The organism is Providencia rettgeri (assembly GCF_013702265.1).
In the GTDB taxonomy this organism is placed as follows: domain Bacteria; phylum Pseudomonadota; class Gammaproteobacteria; order Enterobacterales; family Enterobacteriaceae; genus Providencia; species Providencia zhijiangensis.
Window position 1 is genome coordinate 802,392 of the sequence record NZ_CP059348.1, and the last position, 15,870, is coordinate 818,261.

The following is a 15,870-nucleotide window of genomic DNA, read 5'->3' on the forward strand; positions in this document are numbered from 1 at the left end:
GTCATGTGGGAAATCTATTCCATCGGGGATTCGGCTTTTTTAGAGCAGGTCCTGAACGCTGTCGCGATGATCACTGGTACAGGCGATTTTACTTCAATGGTTCGCATTGGCTTGCTCATTGGGGTATTGATGGTCTCTGTCCAGGCCTTAATGCAAGGCGGTCGTGGGATTAACTTTCAACACGTTTTAGTCTCATGGCTAGTCTTTGCAACCATGTTTGGACCCAGTACCCGAGTGAGCATTGAGGATGCGTACACCGGACAAGTTCGAGTGGTTGATAATGTGCCCATCGGTGTTGCTGCCGCAGGTAGTACGATTTCGACTGTTGGCTTTCAAATCACGCGATTGTTTGAAACCGCCTTCTCAACTCCCGCGATGACGGAATACGGCTTTGCATCCAGTTTACAGTCACTGATTAAAGTGAGAAAACAGGTGATGGATCGCTCTGGGTTGGGTGATGCAAATCGTGTCGGCGGCTCGGACATCGAGCAATCGTGGTTTAACTACATCAAAGAGTGCACCTTGATTGGTATCGACATCGGCCAAAAGAACCTCGATCAGGTGCTGAGTGATCCTAACCCGATGACAGCGATTAGGTTTGATTCGCGCATTTATGGCACTCGAATCATGCTCAGTGGTAGCAGTAGCGATCTGGACTGCACCGATGCCTATAGCCAACTGAAACTCATGACAGAATCAACCTTCATTCCAAGGCTTAAACAGGTTCTGTCAGCCTCATTGGGGACTTCGTCAGCAACGGACACTGATGACGTGATCCGAAATGCACTGAATAACCTTGGTTTGGCTTCGGTTAACACCCAAGAGTATATGACCGCGTCAGTGCTTTTGCCTATTTATGAGCAAAGCGTGACGGGCAAGTATATGGATGATCAAGCTTTCACCGCAGCCGTTATGGTTAACCAAGCGATTGAGCAGCGTAATACGCAATGGGCGGCGGAGCAGACCCTGTTCCAGAGTATCGTTCGTCCGATGATGACGTTTTTTGAGGGGTTCATTTACGCCATCACCCCATTGATGGCCTTTGTGATAGCCCTTGGCCAAATCGGGATGCGAATGGCTGGGAAGTACTTGTTAATCCTGCTTTGGATTCAACTTTGGATGCCTGTCATGGCCATCATTAACCTGTATATTCATTTAACCGTTGCAGGGAAAATGTCTGCTCTTGATGCCTTTGCAGGTACAGAAGTGCCATCTTTTGCTGGGATGATGCAGATGGATTCAGTGCTGCAAACCTGGATAGCTACTGGCGGCATGTTGGCGTCGAGTGTTCCGGCGATTTCGCTCATGCTCGTTTATGGCTCAGCAATAACCGCTACCCACTTGGCTGGGCGTCTACAAAACGGTGATGCCATTGATGAAAAGCTGGCAAGTCCAGATGTCGCGAAAAATGCCCCGGTAATGCAATCACAGTCAATGTTCCAAAATTCAGCCCTCACTGGTTCTGCTATGACCGGCGCGTCAAACCTACTAAGCAGTTTCTCTGTCGGAAACGCAGTGGGTTCAATGGTCGGCTCTGCAAAAGAATCCATGACTCAGGCAACTCAAGCCTTTAGCCGTCAGGTTGGCAATACCATGAGTCGAACCTTTGGTGAAAAGCTAAGTTACGACAACCTTTCTTCGGTTGGACGTCAGATTGGTTCTTCTAACTCCGCATCTAGCGCCGTTGTTAATCAGGTTACTGATGACCTGCAAACTCGGTATGGTTTTGGAGACGATAAAAAAGATGCTGTACGTGGCTTGGTATCGGGCGTGCTATCGGGAGGCCTAAGGGTCGGTGGCGATGGAACCATTACTAATCCCGGTGAGAAAGAAGTTGCTGATAAGGGCTTTCTTGGAAGGCTTCTTGGTACTGGCGGCAATGATTCTCCACAGGGCAACTTGCCAGGAGTCGATAAGCCAGACTCATCTCGTGTACCAAAACTATCAAGGGTACGAGCAGGGCTGGATTTAGGTGGTAACTTTAGTGGCCAAGTTGAGTCGTCAGAAGGCAGTTCTCGATCTACGACCGCAAATACGCTCACTGGGGAGATGCAAAGCTTGGCATTAAGTGATTCACGACGTGCTGAGTATCGCGATGCGATGGTTAAGGACCTTTCAGATTCAAGACGTTCTGGCGTTGAAATGTCGTTGTCTAACCAAGACTATCAGTCACTTCAGAGTTCAGCACAAGACGTTGTCACGGCATCAAATCGCTTTAGTGAGCTTGATCAGGCCAGCTACAGTCTATCAGGACAAAGAAATACTGATGGTGCGACGTTAACCCGATTAGCGGCGGACAATCCTGAAGTCATGGATTATTTAGGTCGCTATATGAACCAGCATGTTGAAGCAGGTAACCGTTTACGTGAAAACCTTCCAATGTATCAGCGCTTGCTACCTGATGATAATCAGGCGTATGTAGCGGCAGCTATGGAGTCTTTAACCTATAGCAACTCTTCAACGCCCGCTGAACGCGACAATGATTATCAAGCTGCAATGACGGTTATGGCCATGGCTACCGGAGCCGATTTACGATCAATTCAGCCGCGCTCAAATGAAGGCTTGTCATCAACTGCACCTACTTTTGGTGGTACTCAAAGCCAAGTTGAATCGGGTGTATTGGGCGGCTACGAGGATGCAGCAACAGTTCAAACTCAGTTCAACGCAGCTCAATCGGCTTACCAAACCAATCTGTCTGGTATAGATGGACAGTTGAATGCGCATCAGCAGCAAGCTCAGCAGGCCGTAGCTACTGACACAAGTACCTATCAATCTGGACTAAACAGTGAAGCTGGATCTCAGTGGCGATCACGCATTATGGCTGATGATAGCGGAGTTTCTGGTGCTGAAATGTTCTTCAACAGCGCCAGTGCTATTGGTGATTTCAGTGGCAAGCATACTGATGCAGCTCTGCATACCTTGAATCACTTTGGCGAAGACTATGAGAGTTACAAAGAACAAGCGCTTGAAGATCCTGGCTCACGAGGTTTCTTGCACAACGCAACGGTGGCCAGCAAATCAACCTGGGATGGGTTAAAAGCCGCCGTTGATGCCGGAACCTCTTTGGAAAATCCATTGACGGCGTTTAATGATGCATACAGTGGATCGAGTTCGCAGTATGCCTCCGAAGTAAACTGGGGCACTAAGTCTGAAGCCATGTTGGCGGGGGCATTTGGTGCGGCAGTTAACAATCGATATGGTGAGTTCTTAGAACAGTATGCCGATGATTTCAAACAGGAAGCATACAGCGAAGGGCAGAGAATGGGATTGACCCCGATTCAAAGTCAAGTGTTCGCTCAAGCTTTCAATGAAGGTTTGGCGGGACGCGTATTCAACTCTGAAGACTCATCGAGTTGGTCGCCTGAAATGCTAGGTCTAAGGGAGCAAATGCTAAATGAGTATCGTCAAAAGGATGAGAGTGGCGCTTACATCCCTGACAGTGTGTCTGAAGAAGATAAAGCATTTGTGGATAAGCAGATAGCGGTGATCTCAAATGCATCGCTTGCGGGAGATTATGCTCAGAACAACTTGATCGATATTAGGGCTTATAACCAGGCATCAGGAAGGAACTGAAAATAGAAGGTAGCCAGCTTGTGGTTGGCTGGCTATTTTTTTGGCTTTTTGGGATACCTTGGATAAAAGCCATCAAAAAACGAATGGAGCTTATACCAATACCATTTTTCTTCAATGCTCAAAGTTCTACCCGAATCTTTAACTTGGCTACTCAAGAATCTAATTCCAGTACAAATAGCTAAGAAAGAGAGTCCCAAACCAACAATTGTCCAACTCGCTTGCCAATATGCGATTGCTACAAGCATAGTGATTATGGCTATAAGTCCGATGGGATTACAGGTCGCTTTGAAACCCAAGTAGCTGAAAAAAACGACGGTGCAGAACAGAAATGGCAAAGCCGCTAACTTGGCAGATGCCGTTAATATTTCTGAAGGAAAGAAATGAGCCGCAGCCAAAGTCGCCAGAAAAAGCCCCAGTGATATAAACCAGCAGCGTGCTGGTAAAGATTTAAGTAAGTTTGTCATCTTCTTAGTACTCTCAAAGTGCACGGGAGGTGCACAATCAAATCATGCATCTGCATGTTAGTTCTCAAAAAGTGCTCTAGTGGTTTGCTCGGCCATAATCTCACACACAGGACATTTAAGCTGAATGCGCTGTTGTGATACCGTCAAATACAGACTGCCGCATCGACACCGGTGTAAGGATGCAAGCTGTGATCTTAAATCACGAGCTAGAACCCAACCTTCATTGATGGTCAGTTTTTTCCAGGGGATCTCAGCTGGAAGATCTGCTTCTTTTCTTGCAACCAAATACGCATCGTAAGCCTTCATCAAAGCATCGATATTTAATTGCTTGTAGACATTATCACCACCAATATTGACATAAAGCGCCATAAGCAGGGAGCCTTCAACTAATGCTCTTCTGCTTTTGACGATGGCATCAGATTCTGGCAATTGACCAGGACAAGGTGACTTGCCAGTCACTTCTTTGTGGAGCCTTCTGATAATGTGGATTGGCAAACCTGTATCGAGCGCGATAATGGTTGTTCGAAATCCGTATTTAATAAGCAGCGAGGCTCGGGTAAATAGCTCACTTTTGGACAGGTTATCAATCATGCATCCCCCTTGTTGTTTAGGGTTGATAATAAATAAGCGATTCTTGGGATACCTGTGCCTTTGCTCTTCACCATCTCAATCAGTTGGCTTTGGTTACCCCTTGGTTGAAACAGCATGAATGATGAGGTCGCCACTCGTTGCAGGTCGTCAACACCAGCATTAATCAGAGCATCAACCACGTCGCGTGTAAGTCCAAAGCGCAAGACGGCCTCTTGCGGATCAATTCGCGCCAATTCTCGTGCTGCGTGTAGGTACGCCAAATTTAATTGATAGAAGTCTTGTTGATTGGTTGTCATTGACGGACCTCCAGTTCATGTAAAATATTGCGATAGATAGAAAGCACTCTTTGCCCATACCAGCGTGCACGCTCTTCGTTCCAACTGTGATAGCGGCCTATGCCAAGCTCTAAATCATTTGGTGAAGACTTGATTGCTTCGGCCAAAATACTTGAGCCGACCGTAAGGTTGGTGATGGGGTCTAGCAGTTCCGCTGCTGAGCTCACCCGATGCCCATGCCAATGCAAATTGATTTGCATAAGGCCAATATCGAGCTGATATTTTTCAGTCTCTTGCAGTGCCTGGTTTAACAGTTGCTCTGCTTCTGTCTTAGATTTGGCGTAGGTTGCGTTTGAACCATTGCGAATTGCGTATGGCCATGGACTGGTCATGTTGAGACCACGATGTGAGGCCGACTCAGCCAAGGCAACGGCGTAGAGCATGACTGGATCAATACCAACGCTATGTGCTGCTTTTTCCCACTGATAGCCCGGAAACGCATAGACTGAAGTGCTTGCGGACATGGCTATCACTAGGGCAATGGTTTTTGCTTTAATCGTTTTCATTTTTGTCCTCTAATTGATTTCCGAGAAGCGCCTGAATGGCTTTCGGGCTTATTCTTTTTAATGGCACTGCGCTAAAGTCGGCGATGCCTCTCGTATAAACTTGTGCCGCTTTTGACCAGTCGCCTACGGCAACCGGCGCTTGCATATCAAATCCTTTTTGCTGGTTCTGATGGTCTGCAATACCCTGTAATAGCCTTGGGTATTCACCCACTTCGTCCCGCAGCAAGTAAGCCTGGTAGCGTGTTAAAAACTCTTTTTGCTTAAAGGGGTATTCCCTGTCATCAACCTTGCAGAGTTCAACCCATCCACCCATGTCTGAAATCACGCGGTGGATAAGCGCATCGTCAAACATCACGGATGTCCAAGCGCCAACCTGACGAACAGCCTTGTCAACTTTGTTCCAAGCAACCATGGCTCTTGAACCTGAGTTGCCGTCGATATGCTTGATGACGTCAGCGGGCTTTGGAAAAAATTGCCCAGTATCCGGTGATTGAATATGCCGAGTCAGACCGATTCGCACTTCTTCAATGCTATAAGCACGAAGGGCTTCAAATGCGATGGATAGCAATTGCGGTGATACGCTTTTGCCATACATGGCCCAAGCTGCTCCCCAAATTTCAGCAAACTCGCGTTTATCAACCTCCTGCACTTGAACGAACCTCCCGAATACCTGGTCCGGCCCAGCTTTCAGCAATGCGGCGATTGCTTTCTTCAATATTCAATTGGTGATTGCTGCCCTTTAGGCTCGTCGATGATTGCTGTACTTCATCAATGCGAACGTACTCGTCTTCCCATTGCCGGTTTAAAAGCCAGTTATGTGGCATAGGGGTCTTAGTCCGATCTTGATACTGCAATCGGTTGTCTCGTTGCTCTTTCCAGCGTGTTAGCACTTCCAAGGCGAGTTCATGGTCTTCATTGAGGCCCATGCGTAGCCATTCTTCTTTGGCTTTCGCTTTTTTTTCTTTGCGTATTTGTACATCCCAGAAGTCTTCAAACTGTATCTGGTCAACAGTTTTAACTGTTGGTTTATTGCTTCTCTCAGAGTCATCCGACCGTTGAGAGTCCCTTACCGGGTTGCCATCAGGCATAAACAATGATGAAAATTCTTCTGGAAGCCGAGCTTGAAAAGCGGCAAGAGATTTCAAAAGCGATGCCATACCAACGAAGTCGGCAGGTACATCTTTAAGCAACCGAAAGGCTGCCTTACCTTGGTTTGGGTTTTCGATTGGGTTGTGCTTCAGAAAGCTTCGAATCAAAGTCCAACCAGATCCCTCGCAACGAATCAGGAACTGATCTTGTTCTAACTCACTTAACGCCTTGGCAACCTGTTGCTCATCCCAGTTCAAGTCAGAAGCAACGTAACCAATCGGCAGTCGAAAGCAGCCAAGCAAATTACAATGTGGGCATGTAAGCAAATACAGTCCTAGCAACTTCGCAGAGTCACTCCAGGACAAAACGTTTTGCTTTAGCCAAAAGCGGGTATAGACCTTGCCATAATCACGCATGGAGGTACTCGCTTCTGTGTTTACGTAAAATGCTGACCATTACTTGCCCTTAATCCTACTGGTTACTGGCTTTCAGCTCGCTTGGGCATTCGGGATAGATGTCCGGTCTTAACTGAGATCGGGTTACCTGTCCTTGCGTAGCTTGTTCGATGGGTAAAACGAATTCAGCGGGAACACGCCCTGATTTATTCAACCAAAACCAGACGTTTTGCTGTTTTGAGTTGATGGCTCTTGCTAATGCTGATTGCCCGCCGACCAAGTCAATGGCACGGCGGAGATGTTTTTGTGTCGTTTTGAACACTTCCATACCGTCTCCTATTACAATAATAACTGTTACAAGATTGAATGTTACAGTTTAAACTGTAGATAAGTCAACAGTTAAAATTGTTGAAAGACTACAGTTTTATTTGTAGAATGCGGGCTTATGAAAACTTTATCCGAACGACTAAACCATGCCTTGCAGCTTACTGGGGTAACTCAGTCTGAGTTGGCTCGTCGCATTGGTATCAAACAGCAGTCGATCAGCCAGATTTGCTCTGGTAAATCGGCTAGGTCTCGTTACACCATGCAGATCGCGGAGGCGCTTCGCGTGAATGCTCATTGGCTCGCCACAGGTGATGGCGAGATTGGCTTGGGGGTCGGTAATGTAGAAGTCGGGCCTGATATTAAGGGAAGAATTCCTCTCATTAACTGGGTTCAGGCCGGTGATTGGACTGAAATAGCGGAGGGATTTGCCCATGAAGATGCTGAGGAGTGGCGTGAAGTCACTGGGAAAGCACATGAGGGTTGTTTCGCACTTCGCGTAAAAGGCGACAGTATGGAAAATCCAAGCGGAAAAAAATCCATACCTGAGGGGGCAGTGATCGTTGTTGATCCTGAGTTACCTTACTCTTCAGGTTCATTGGTTGTTGCGCGTTTGGATGATTCGAAAGAAGCAACCTTTAAGCAGTTGGTTATTGATGGTGAACAGAAGTATCTAAAACCTTTGAACCCGCAATACCCTGCAATACCGATCAACGGCAACTGCACCATCATCGGTGTAGTACGACAAGCTATCATCGATTTCTGGTAGCGAAGGAATTTGTGGTTTAGCCACAGTTGTTCATGAGCTGAAGAAGCAACGATTGCAAACAGCTACAACTGAGCATTGGCGCGCGCTGAGAATAAATGGTAACCGATTAGATAACCATTGATTGTTTATAAAGTCAAGATCAGCGAAAATAGCGGCCAATTACGATTAACACGACGGATTTGACAAGCGAAGAACTGAAAAGAGAGTACTTCCAAAAGTGTGTACAAATCCGTGTACAAACTAAAAGAATTTATACATGGCAAACCAAGATTTTCTCAATGAAATCAATAAGCGAAGGACCTTTGCTATCATCTCTCACCCCGATGCCGGTAAAACCACGATCACTGAAAAAGTATTACTTTTCGGACACGCAATTCAACGTGCGGGAACGGTAAAAGGTCGCGGTTCTAACCAGCATGCCAAATCAGACTGGATGGAAATGGAAAAGCAGCGTGGTATCTCAATCACCACCTCTGTGATGCAATTTCCCTATAATGATTGCTTAGTGAACCTGTTAGATACCCCAGGGCACGAAGACTTCTCGGAAGATACTTATCGTACATTAACCGCCGTTGACTGCTGCTTAATGGTTATCGACTCCGGTAAAGGGGTTGAGGATCGTACCCGTAAGCTGATGGAAGTTACTCGCCTACGCGATACGCCAATTCTGACCTTTATGAACAAATTGGACCGTGATATTCGCGACCCAATGGAGCTGTTAGATGAAGTGGAAAATGAGCTGAAAATTGCTTGTTGCCCAATCACATGGCCAATTGGCTGCGGTAAGTTATTCAAAGGTGTTTACCACTTACTGCGTGACGAAACCATTTTGTATCAAACAGGTCAAGGTCATACAATTCAAGAAGTTCGCATCGTTAAAGGGTTAAATAACCCTGAATTAGACGCGGCCGTTGGTGATGAATTAGCTTCTCAGCTTCGCGAAGAACTGGAGTTAGTTCAAGGGGCTTCCCATGAATTTGACCACGATGCATTCTTAGCGGGTGAACTGACCCCTGTATTCTTCGGTACTGCATTGGGTAACTTCGGTGTGGATCATATGCTTGATGGTCTCGTTGAGTGGGCGCCTGCACCGCAAGCACGTAAAACAGATGTGCGTGAAGTGGAAGCGACTGAAGAGAAATTTACAGGCTTTGTGTTCAAAATTCAGGCGAACATGGATCCAAAACACCGTGACCGTGTTGCCTTTATGCGTATCGTCTCGGGTACCTATGAAAAAGGGATGAAACTGCGCCAAGTTCGCATTAAGAAAGACGTGGTGATTTCTGATGCACTGACCTTTATGGCGGGTGACCGTTCTCAAGTTGAGAATGCCTATGCAGGGGATATCATCGGTCTGCATAACCACGGAACTATCCAGATTGGGGATACTTTTACCCAAGGTGAAGAGCTGAAATTTACAGGGATCCCGAACTTTGCGCCTGAATTATTCCGTCGTATTCGTCTGCGTGATCCGCTGAAGCAGAAGCAGCTACTGAAAGGCTTGGTGCAGTTATCCGAAGAAGGGGCTGTGCAGGTTTTCCGTCCATTAATCAATAATGACTTGATTGTGGGCGCAGTAGGGGTGCTTCAGTTCGATGTGGTCGTTTCTCGCTTGAAGAGTGAATATAACGTTGAAGCAATTTATGAAGCGGTTAACGTTTCTACCGCTCGCTGGGTTGAATGCGATGATGTGAAGAAATTCGAAGAATTTAAGCGCAAAAATGAGCAGAACTTAGCTTTAGATGGCGGTGACAATTTATCTTACATTGCGCCGACAATGGTTAATTTGAACTTAACCAGCGAACGTTATCCTGAAGTGAGATTCCGCAAAACGCGCGAACACTAATTATTATTTTTAATTAAAGTGTTTATATTGAAATGGTCAACTTTGTTGGCCATTTTTGTTATTTATTCGATTAATTATCAATTTATTCAGGATGATAGATACTGGAATCGATATTTTTTATCGGAGAGCATGCTGCTATGATGGCGGTGGGTGCTTGGATCATTTTGGTTCAAGCAAGTTATTGATTCAAGTAAATATTTTCTTCAAGTAAACAATAAGTTGTGAGACCAAAAAGACGAAAGCCCCGAGTTCCATTAATAGTAACTCGAGGCAGTCTCCAACCCAACAATTGGATTCTGTCTCCTTTTTATACAGGAGTCAAGAGGAATGACCAAGTTTGCTCTTATCGGGCTAATGACCGTGTGCGCCACGGTGTTGTGTCTTTCACTGTTGCTGCGAGACCGACTTTGTTCGGTTAACGTGGTGAGTGGAAACACAATGGTTCAAGCTACTCTGTTATGCGGTGAGTAGTCTGGTGGGGGAGCAATCCCCCACATTTCTCTCTGATTGCGGGTTCGGTGGTACAGGCACCCTTTTTCTGTTTTTTTCATTGAGAGATATTAGACAGTTATTTCTTAATTTCTTATTTAAATCATCCAATTAAGAGTATTTATCTCAAAAGTGAAAATTACCTTGAGTCATACTCTTGAAGATGAGTTATTTGACTTTATTTTTATCTACTTTTTACTTAGGCTATGACATTGTTAGTTTATTAATCATACCAAGAGGAAGGTTCCAATGAAAAAGATCGCCGTTTTACGTTCTTTAGGTGTCATTGGGTTGAGCTGGGCACTTTTTGCTTGTAGTTCATCATCTGATAGCGCCTTGAAAAAACAAGCTTCAGAAACTTGGGACAGCGCAGCTAAAACTGTTGAAATGGCAGGCAAAGATACAGGTAATGCCATCTCAAGTGGTGTGAAAAGTACCGATACCTATATCGATGATTCTTCCATTACTGCGGATATTAAAAGCAAACTCTTAGGTACCAGTGGGCTCCCAAGTAATAGCGTGTCAGTAAAAACCGTTCAAGGTGTGGTTTACCTCTCTGGTTTTCTCAAATCTAGCGAGCAGATAAATCAAGTTGTGCAGATTGCATCGACCGCGAAAGGGGTAAAATCAGTACAGAATGGTTTAGTTCTGACGAACAAATAATTTCTTTTAAATGAGCTTTCAGCCGAAAGCTCATTTTGCTATTTGCTCTTCCTGAGAAAAACAGTTTAATGAGAATCATTTGTTTTAATCTGATTTATTGTGAGATTGTTTAGAAACACGTCAATATAGAGAAAGGGTTACTATGGGAAAGCATGTTCCAGTCACTTTAGGCACGATTGAGCCACTCGCGTTTTCTGATGAAATTAACGGAAGAAAAACTGCCCTTATCTGCGAAGGTGGCGGTCAGCGTGGTATTTTTACGGCCGGTGTATTGGATGAATTTCTGATAGAAAACTTTAACCCTTTTGATTTGATGATAGGGACGTCTGCGGGCGCCCAAAATTTATCCGCTTATGTTTGTGGTCAAGCCGGATATGCCCGCCGAGTGATTACTCGCTATACCACGAATCTTAATTTCTTTAACCCACTGCGATTTATTCGTGGCGGGAACTTAATTGACCTTGATTGGTTGATTGAAACGACGGCGAAAGAGTTTCCACTTAATATGGATGCAGGGCTTGAATTGTTAGATTCTGGCCGTGAATTCTATATGGGAGCCAGTCGTAGCGATGATTTTTCCGCTGCATTTTTGCAGCCAGATGCGGATTCTTGGTTGGATATCATTCGTGCTTCCAGCGCCATTCCAGGATTCTATCGAACTGGTGTAGAATATAGCGGCGTGCGATACCACGATGGAGGGATAAGCGCCGCGATTCCTGTTGAGGAAGCTTATCGGCGCGGAGCGGATACAATTGTTGTGATCCGCACTGTACCTTCTCAAATGTACTTTACGCCTGAATGGGTAAAACGCATGACCCGCTGGCTTGAAGGTGATAATTCGGCGCTGCAACGCATGGCAGCCATGCTAAAAGTTCACTTGAAGAGTTATCGAAAAACGCAGGAATTCATCGAAAATCCACCCGATGGCGTGCAGATTTTTGAAATATACCCACCGACACCACTGAAAAGCAGTGCTTTAGGCAGTAAAATTAGTGCCTTAAATCAAGATTACCATGTCGGACGACGCTGTGGGCGTTACTTTATTGCGGCATTAGCTCAACAGTTTGCGAGTAATGATGCTGATTTCAGTCGATTTTCTAAGAACACCAATTCATTAGAATTGATGCATAGGGAAGATTTGCGAGAGTCTTTATTAGCAGGAAAGACGGCCGAGGCAGCAAGTGCTAGCGCCCTGCAAGGCAATCCTGCTCATGAGTGATAATATTCAATTTATCGATACTCACTGTCATTTTGATTTTCCCCCGTTCAGTGAGGCACTTACAGAAAGCCTAGAAACCGCGAAGCAAGGTGGAATTACGGATATTATTATTCCTGCGGTGAGTCAGGATAACTTTCAGCGCATCTGGAATTTAGCCCATGAGTATTCTCAACTCCACGCAGCAATGGGATTTCACCCTCTATATTTAAGCCAGTTTCAAGAATCACATTTTGAAAAATTGACGGGTTTTCTGATGCGAAAAAGCCAGAAATGCGTGGCGGTAGGGGAGATTGGGCTTGATCTCTATATGGAAGATCCTCAATTTGAAAGGCAGCAAATATTGCTTCAGCGCCAGTTGAAGTTAGCTAAGCAGTTTGACTTACCCGTTATTTTGCATTCACGAAAAACTCATGACCAATTGGTTGCGATGTTACGTCGCTACGAAGTCCCTGCACGTGGTGTAGTGCATGGTTTTGCTGGCAGCCTTTCTCAAGCCGAAAGTTTTGTGAAACTGGGGTATTACATTGGCGTCGGAGGGACAATTACTTATGAGCGCGCGAATAAAACTCGCCAAGTGATGGCTCAACTCCCGCTAAGTTGTCTTGTGTTTGAAACAGATGCACCGGATATGCCTGTATCCGGTTTTCAAGGTGAACCTAATCGACCAGAGCGTATTCAGTGGGTATTTCAGTCTTTGTGTGAGCTGCGCCACGAATCTCCGGATGAAATAGCACAACAACTTTACAACAATAGCCGGACGTTATTTAATCTAATTTAGATTATAATTAGCCGATTAATAATTATTTCTTAAGTATTTTATGTATTTATCCGAGTAAATCCATTCAGCTTTTTATCTCTTCGACTATCGTATTAGTGCCTTTCCAGACGAAACCGATCCTCTATTGTGATTTTCGTCACAATATTTGAATTTATGTTACTTATTGCACTTTGGATTTGTGATGAATGTTGGGGGTTATTAATGATGACTGGTTATAATCATCGAACTAAGATTCGTGGAATCTTGCGAGTTTCTTTATACATTAACCTAGAATTAAGTGAACAGGGATACTTCCATGCAACTCATTTTGAGTATTGTTGGGATGGCGGTGCTTATTGCGATAGCCGTTCTCTTCTCCAGCAATCGTCGCGCAATTAGACTTCGTACAGTCGGCGGTGCTTTTTTAATCCAAGTCGCTATCGGCGCATTCGTTCTTTACTCCCCAGCGGGACGTAGCGTTTTACAAGGCATGTCTGACGGCGTTTCTAAAGTTATCGGTTACGGTCAAGACGGGATGAGCTTCATCTTCGGTGGTCTAGTTTCCGATAAAATGTTTGAATTATTTGGCGGCGGCGGTTTTATCTTTGCTTTCCGTGTATTACCTATCATCGTCTTCTTCTCATCTCTGATTGCCGTCCTGTATTACCTCGGCATCATGCAACTGGTCATCAAAATTCTAGGTGGTGGTCTGCAAAAAGTACTGGGAACTTCAAGAACCGAATCACTGTCTGCAACCGCGAACATTTTCGTTGGTCAAACGGAAGCGCCTCTGGTTGTTCGTCCTTATATTTCTACCATGACTAACTCTGAACTGTTTGCCATCATGTGTGGTGGTTTAGCGTCTGTAGCGGGTTCAGTATTAGCGGGTTATGCGCAAATGGGTGTTCCAATGGAATATCTGATTGCGGCATCCTTCATGGCGGCGCCGGGTGGATTACTATTTGCTAAGCTAATGGTTCCTGAAACTGAAGTTGCTAAAGATAATGTTGATGCTAAAGATTTAGTGGCAGAAGAAGATCGCCCAGCTAACATTATCGATGCAGCCGCATCTGGTGCAGCATCCGGTATGCAACTGGCTCTGAACGTAGGTGCAATGTTACTGGCATTCATCGCATTAATTGCGTTAATTAACGGTATTTTAAGTGGTGTGGGTGGCTGGTTTGACTATCCGCAATTATCCCTTGAATTACTACTAGGTTGGGTATTTGCCCCAATCGCATACCTGATCGGTGTGCCGTGGAGCGAAGCAACAATTGCTGGCTCTTTCATCGGTCAAAAAGTGGTTGTGAACGAATTCGTTGCTTTCATGAACTTCGGTGAATATATGAAAGCAGATGCGGATGTGATTGCGGCGGGCAAACAAGTTCTGTCTGATCATACTAAAGCAATTATTTCCTTCGCACTGTGTGGTTTCGCGAACTTATCTTCTGTGGCAATTTTGCTGGGCGGCTTAGGTGGAATGGCACCAAATCGCCGTAGTGATGTCGCTCGTTTAGGTATGAAAGCCGTTATGGCAGGTACACTCTCTAACTTAATGAGTGCAACGATTGCTGGCTTCTTCTTAACATTAGCCGCAATGACCGCAATGTAATCCCCCTGTTTGCAGCGGAAAGGCGATTTGTCTTTCCGCTGTCATTTTCTTCTGCGATATTCTTTTTCTGGTTTTTATCGTAACTCTTACTTTTTCAACTATTCTTAACGTAATCAATTTAAGACGAGAAGGTTGCAGCCTGTATAATGGCTGATAAAGAGTGAGCAATTGCTTGTGAAATTGTGATATCTTTCACGAATATATATTTAATAATGTAACGTTCAGTCGATAAATGTGATTTGTAGCGCATAAAATACCCCAGTTACGTGGTCAAATAGGTAACAGTAAGTTGCCACGGAACTGATAGTTCATAGAGTCAACTGGCTCTAGGGCATCGTGCGGTGAGATGGATCTCAGCTGCTGAGTTTGGAAAACCTAACTAGCATCTTTATGGAACAAGCCCGCTCGCCAACAAAGAACGTATCGTTCTGAAAGAATTAACATCGTTGGAGAGTTATATGACTGATTTAAAAGCAGCAGCGCAACGCGCACTGACCCTGATGGATTTAACCACGTTAAATGACGACGACACTGACGCAAAAGTGATCGCCTTATGTCATCAGGCAAAAAGCCCAGCAGGTCATACCGCTGCTATCTGTATTTATCCTCGTTTTATTCCTATTGCACGTAAAACCTTACGTGACCAAGGAACACCAGATATCCGCATTGCGACCGTCACCAACTTCCCACATGGTAATGATGATATTGAGATTGCTTTAGCTGAAACTAAAGCTGCCATTGCTTATGGTGCGGATGAAGTTGACGTTGTATTCCCATACCGTGCACTGATGGCTGGTAATGAAAAAATCGGTTTCGATTTAGTGAAAGCGTGCAAAGACGCTTGCGCAGCCGCAAATGTATTACTGAAAGTGATCATTGAAACTGGCGAACTAAAAGATGCCGCATTAATTCGTAAAGCGTCTGAAATCTCAATCAATGCAGGTGCTGATTTTATTAAGACATCCACCGGTAAAGTGCCTGTGAATGCCACTTTAGAAAGCGCAGAGATCATGATGCAAGTCATCCATGATATGGGCGTTGCGAAAAGTGTTGGTTTCAAACCTGCTGGCGGCGTTCGTACCGCTGAAGAAGCAGCACAATATTTAGCCTTAGCAAGCAAAATCTTAGGCGATAACTGGGCTGATGCTCGCCATTTCCGTTTTGGTGCATCTAGCTTATTAGCGAATTTATTAAATACACTGGGATTTGACGTTAAAAAATCCTCCAGCAGCTATTAA

At 45.1% G+C, this 15,870-nt stretch carries 16 protein-coding genes; 9 read left to right on the forward strand and 7 right to left on the reverse strand.

Features of this window, described 5'->3' with window-relative positions; all coding sequences use genetic code 11:
* Positions 1 to 3 precede the first annotated feature (3 nt).
* Positions 4 to 3,573 (forward strand): conjugal transfer protein TraG N-terminal domain-containing protein, encoded by a 3,570-nt coding sequence (locus H0913_RS03590; RefSeq protein ID WP_064497034.1) that lies wholly within the window; start codon positions 4 to 6, stop codon positions 3,571 to 3,573.
* A gap of 32 nt (positions 3,574 to 3,605) precedes the next feature.
* Here H0913_RS03590 and eexS read toward each other — a convergent pair whose 3' ends face one another.
* Genes eexS through H0913_RS03625 form a run of 7 tightly spaced genes read right to left on the reverse strand, consistent with a single transcriptional unit; the run spans position 3,606 to position 7,281 of the window.
* The gene (gene eexS, locus H0913_RS03595) at positions 3,606 to 4,037 is read right to left on the reverse strand and encodes an entry exclusion protein EexS (protein WP_024015938.1); all 432 of its coding nucleotides are present in this window, start codon (positions 4,035 to 4,037) and stop codon (positions 3,606 to 3,608) included.
* A 57-nt stretch (positions 4,038 to 4,094) separates the two neighbouring features.
* Positions 4,095 to 4,628, reverse strand: a complete 534-nt coding sequence (locus H0913_RS03600; RefSeq protein WP_000566755.1) for a FlhC family transcriptional regulator — start codon at positions 4,626 to 4,628, stop codon at positions 4,095 to 4,097.
* Entirely contained in the window at positions 4,625 to 4,924 is a 300-nt protein-coding gene (locus H0913_RS03605) for a flagellar transcriptional regulator FlhD (RefSeq protein WP_000210563.1), read from the reverse strand. Before H0913_RS03605 ends, H0913_RS03600 begins: the two co-directional genes overlap by 4 nt.
* Positions 4,921 to 5,469, reverse strand: a complete 549-nt coding sequence (locus H0913_RS03610) for a lytic transglycosylase domain-containing protein (RefSeq protein ID WP_024015939.1) — start codon at positions 5,467 to 5,469, stop codon at positions 4,921 to 4,923. The genes H0913_RS03605 and H0913_RS03610 overlap by 4 nt, the downstream gene beginning before the upstream one ends.
* Positions 5,456 to 6,118, reverse strand: coding sequence for a DUF6475 domain-containing protein (locus H0913_RS03615; RefSeq protein ID WP_024015940.1), 663 nt, complete (start codon positions 6,116 to 6,118; stop codon positions 5,456 to 5,458). The genes H0913_RS03610 and H0913_RS03615 overlap by 14 nt, the downstream gene beginning before the upstream one ends.
* Positions 6,105 to 6,974 (reverse strand): hypothetical protein, encoded by an 870-nt coding sequence (locus tag H0913_RS03620; RefSeq protein WP_024015941.1) that lies wholly within the window; start codon positions 6,972 to 6,974, stop codon positions 6,105 to 6,107. The genes H0913_RS03615 and H0913_RS03620 overlap by 14 nt, the downstream gene beginning before the upstream one ends.
* 55 nt (positions 6,975 to 7,029) lie before the next feature.
* The gene (locus H0913_RS03625; protein WP_024015942.1) at positions 7,030 to 7,281 is read right to left on the reverse strand and encodes a helix-turn-helix domain-containing protein; all 252 of its coding nucleotides are present in this window, start codon (positions 7,279 to 7,281) and stop codon (positions 7,030 to 7,032) included.
* 117 nt (positions 7,282 to 7,398) lie between these two features.
* On the opposite strand from H0913_RS03625, the gene H0913_RS03630 reads away from it, so the two are divergent.
* The 8 genes from H0913_RS03630 (at position 7,399) to deoC (ending at position 15,870) form a co-directional block, all read left to right on the forward strand.
* On the forward strand, positions 7,399 to 8,046 hold the full coding sequence (locus H0913_RS03630) for a LexA family protein (RefSeq protein WP_000854920.1): 648 nt from the start codon (positions 7,399 to 7,401) through the stop codon (positions 8,044 to 8,046).
* Between the two features lie 256 nt (positions 8,047 to 8,302).
* Entirely contained in the window at positions 8,303 to 9,892 is a 1,590-nt protein-coding gene (gene prfC / locus H0913_RS03635) for a peptide chain release factor 3 (RefSeq protein WP_108479204.1), read from the forward strand.
* Positions 9,893 to 10,219: 327 nt separating this feature from the next.
* Positions 10,220 to 10,363, forward strand: a complete 144-nt coding sequence (locus H0913_RS03640; protein ID WP_154602799.1) for a Hok/Gef family protein — start codon at positions 10,220 to 10,222, stop codon at positions 10,361 to 10,363.
* Between the two features lie 267 nt (positions 10,364 to 10,630).
* Complete coding sequence (locus tag H0913_RS03645) at positions 10,631 to 11,044, forward strand: BON domain-containing protein (protein WP_036950212.1); 414 nt, start codon at positions 10,631 to 10,633, stop codon at positions 11,042 to 11,044.
* A gap of 142 nt (positions 11,045 to 11,186) precedes the next feature.
* Positions 11,187 to 12,263, forward strand: coding sequence for a patatin-like phospholipase family protein (locus H0913_RS03650; protein ID WP_181477987.1), 1,077 nt, complete (start codon positions 11,187 to 11,189; stop codon positions 12,261 to 12,263).
* Positions 12,256 to 13,041, forward strand: a complete 786-nt coding sequence (locus H0913_RS03655) for a TatD family hydrolase (RefSeq protein WP_154602797.1) — start codon at positions 12,256 to 12,258, stop codon at positions 13,039 to 13,041. Before H0913_RS03650 ends, H0913_RS03655 begins: the two co-directional genes overlap by 8 nt.
* 295 nt (positions 13,042 to 13,336) lie before the next feature.
* The gene (locus H0913_RS03660) at positions 13,337 to 14,632 is read left to right on the forward strand and encodes a NupC/NupG family nucleoside CNT transporter (RefSeq protein WP_154602796.1); all 1,296 of its coding nucleotides are present in this window, start codon (positions 13,337 to 13,339) and stop codon (positions 14,630 to 14,632) included.
* A 458-nt stretch (positions 14,633 to 15,090) separates the two neighbouring features.
* Positions 15,091 to 15,870 carry a deoxyribose-phosphate aldolase gene (gene deoC, locus H0913_RS03665; RefSeq protein ID WP_154602795.1) on the forward strand — a complete coding sequence of 260 codons (780 nt, stop codon included), beginning with the start codon at positions 15,091 to 15,093 and terminating at the stop codon, positions 15,868 to 15,870.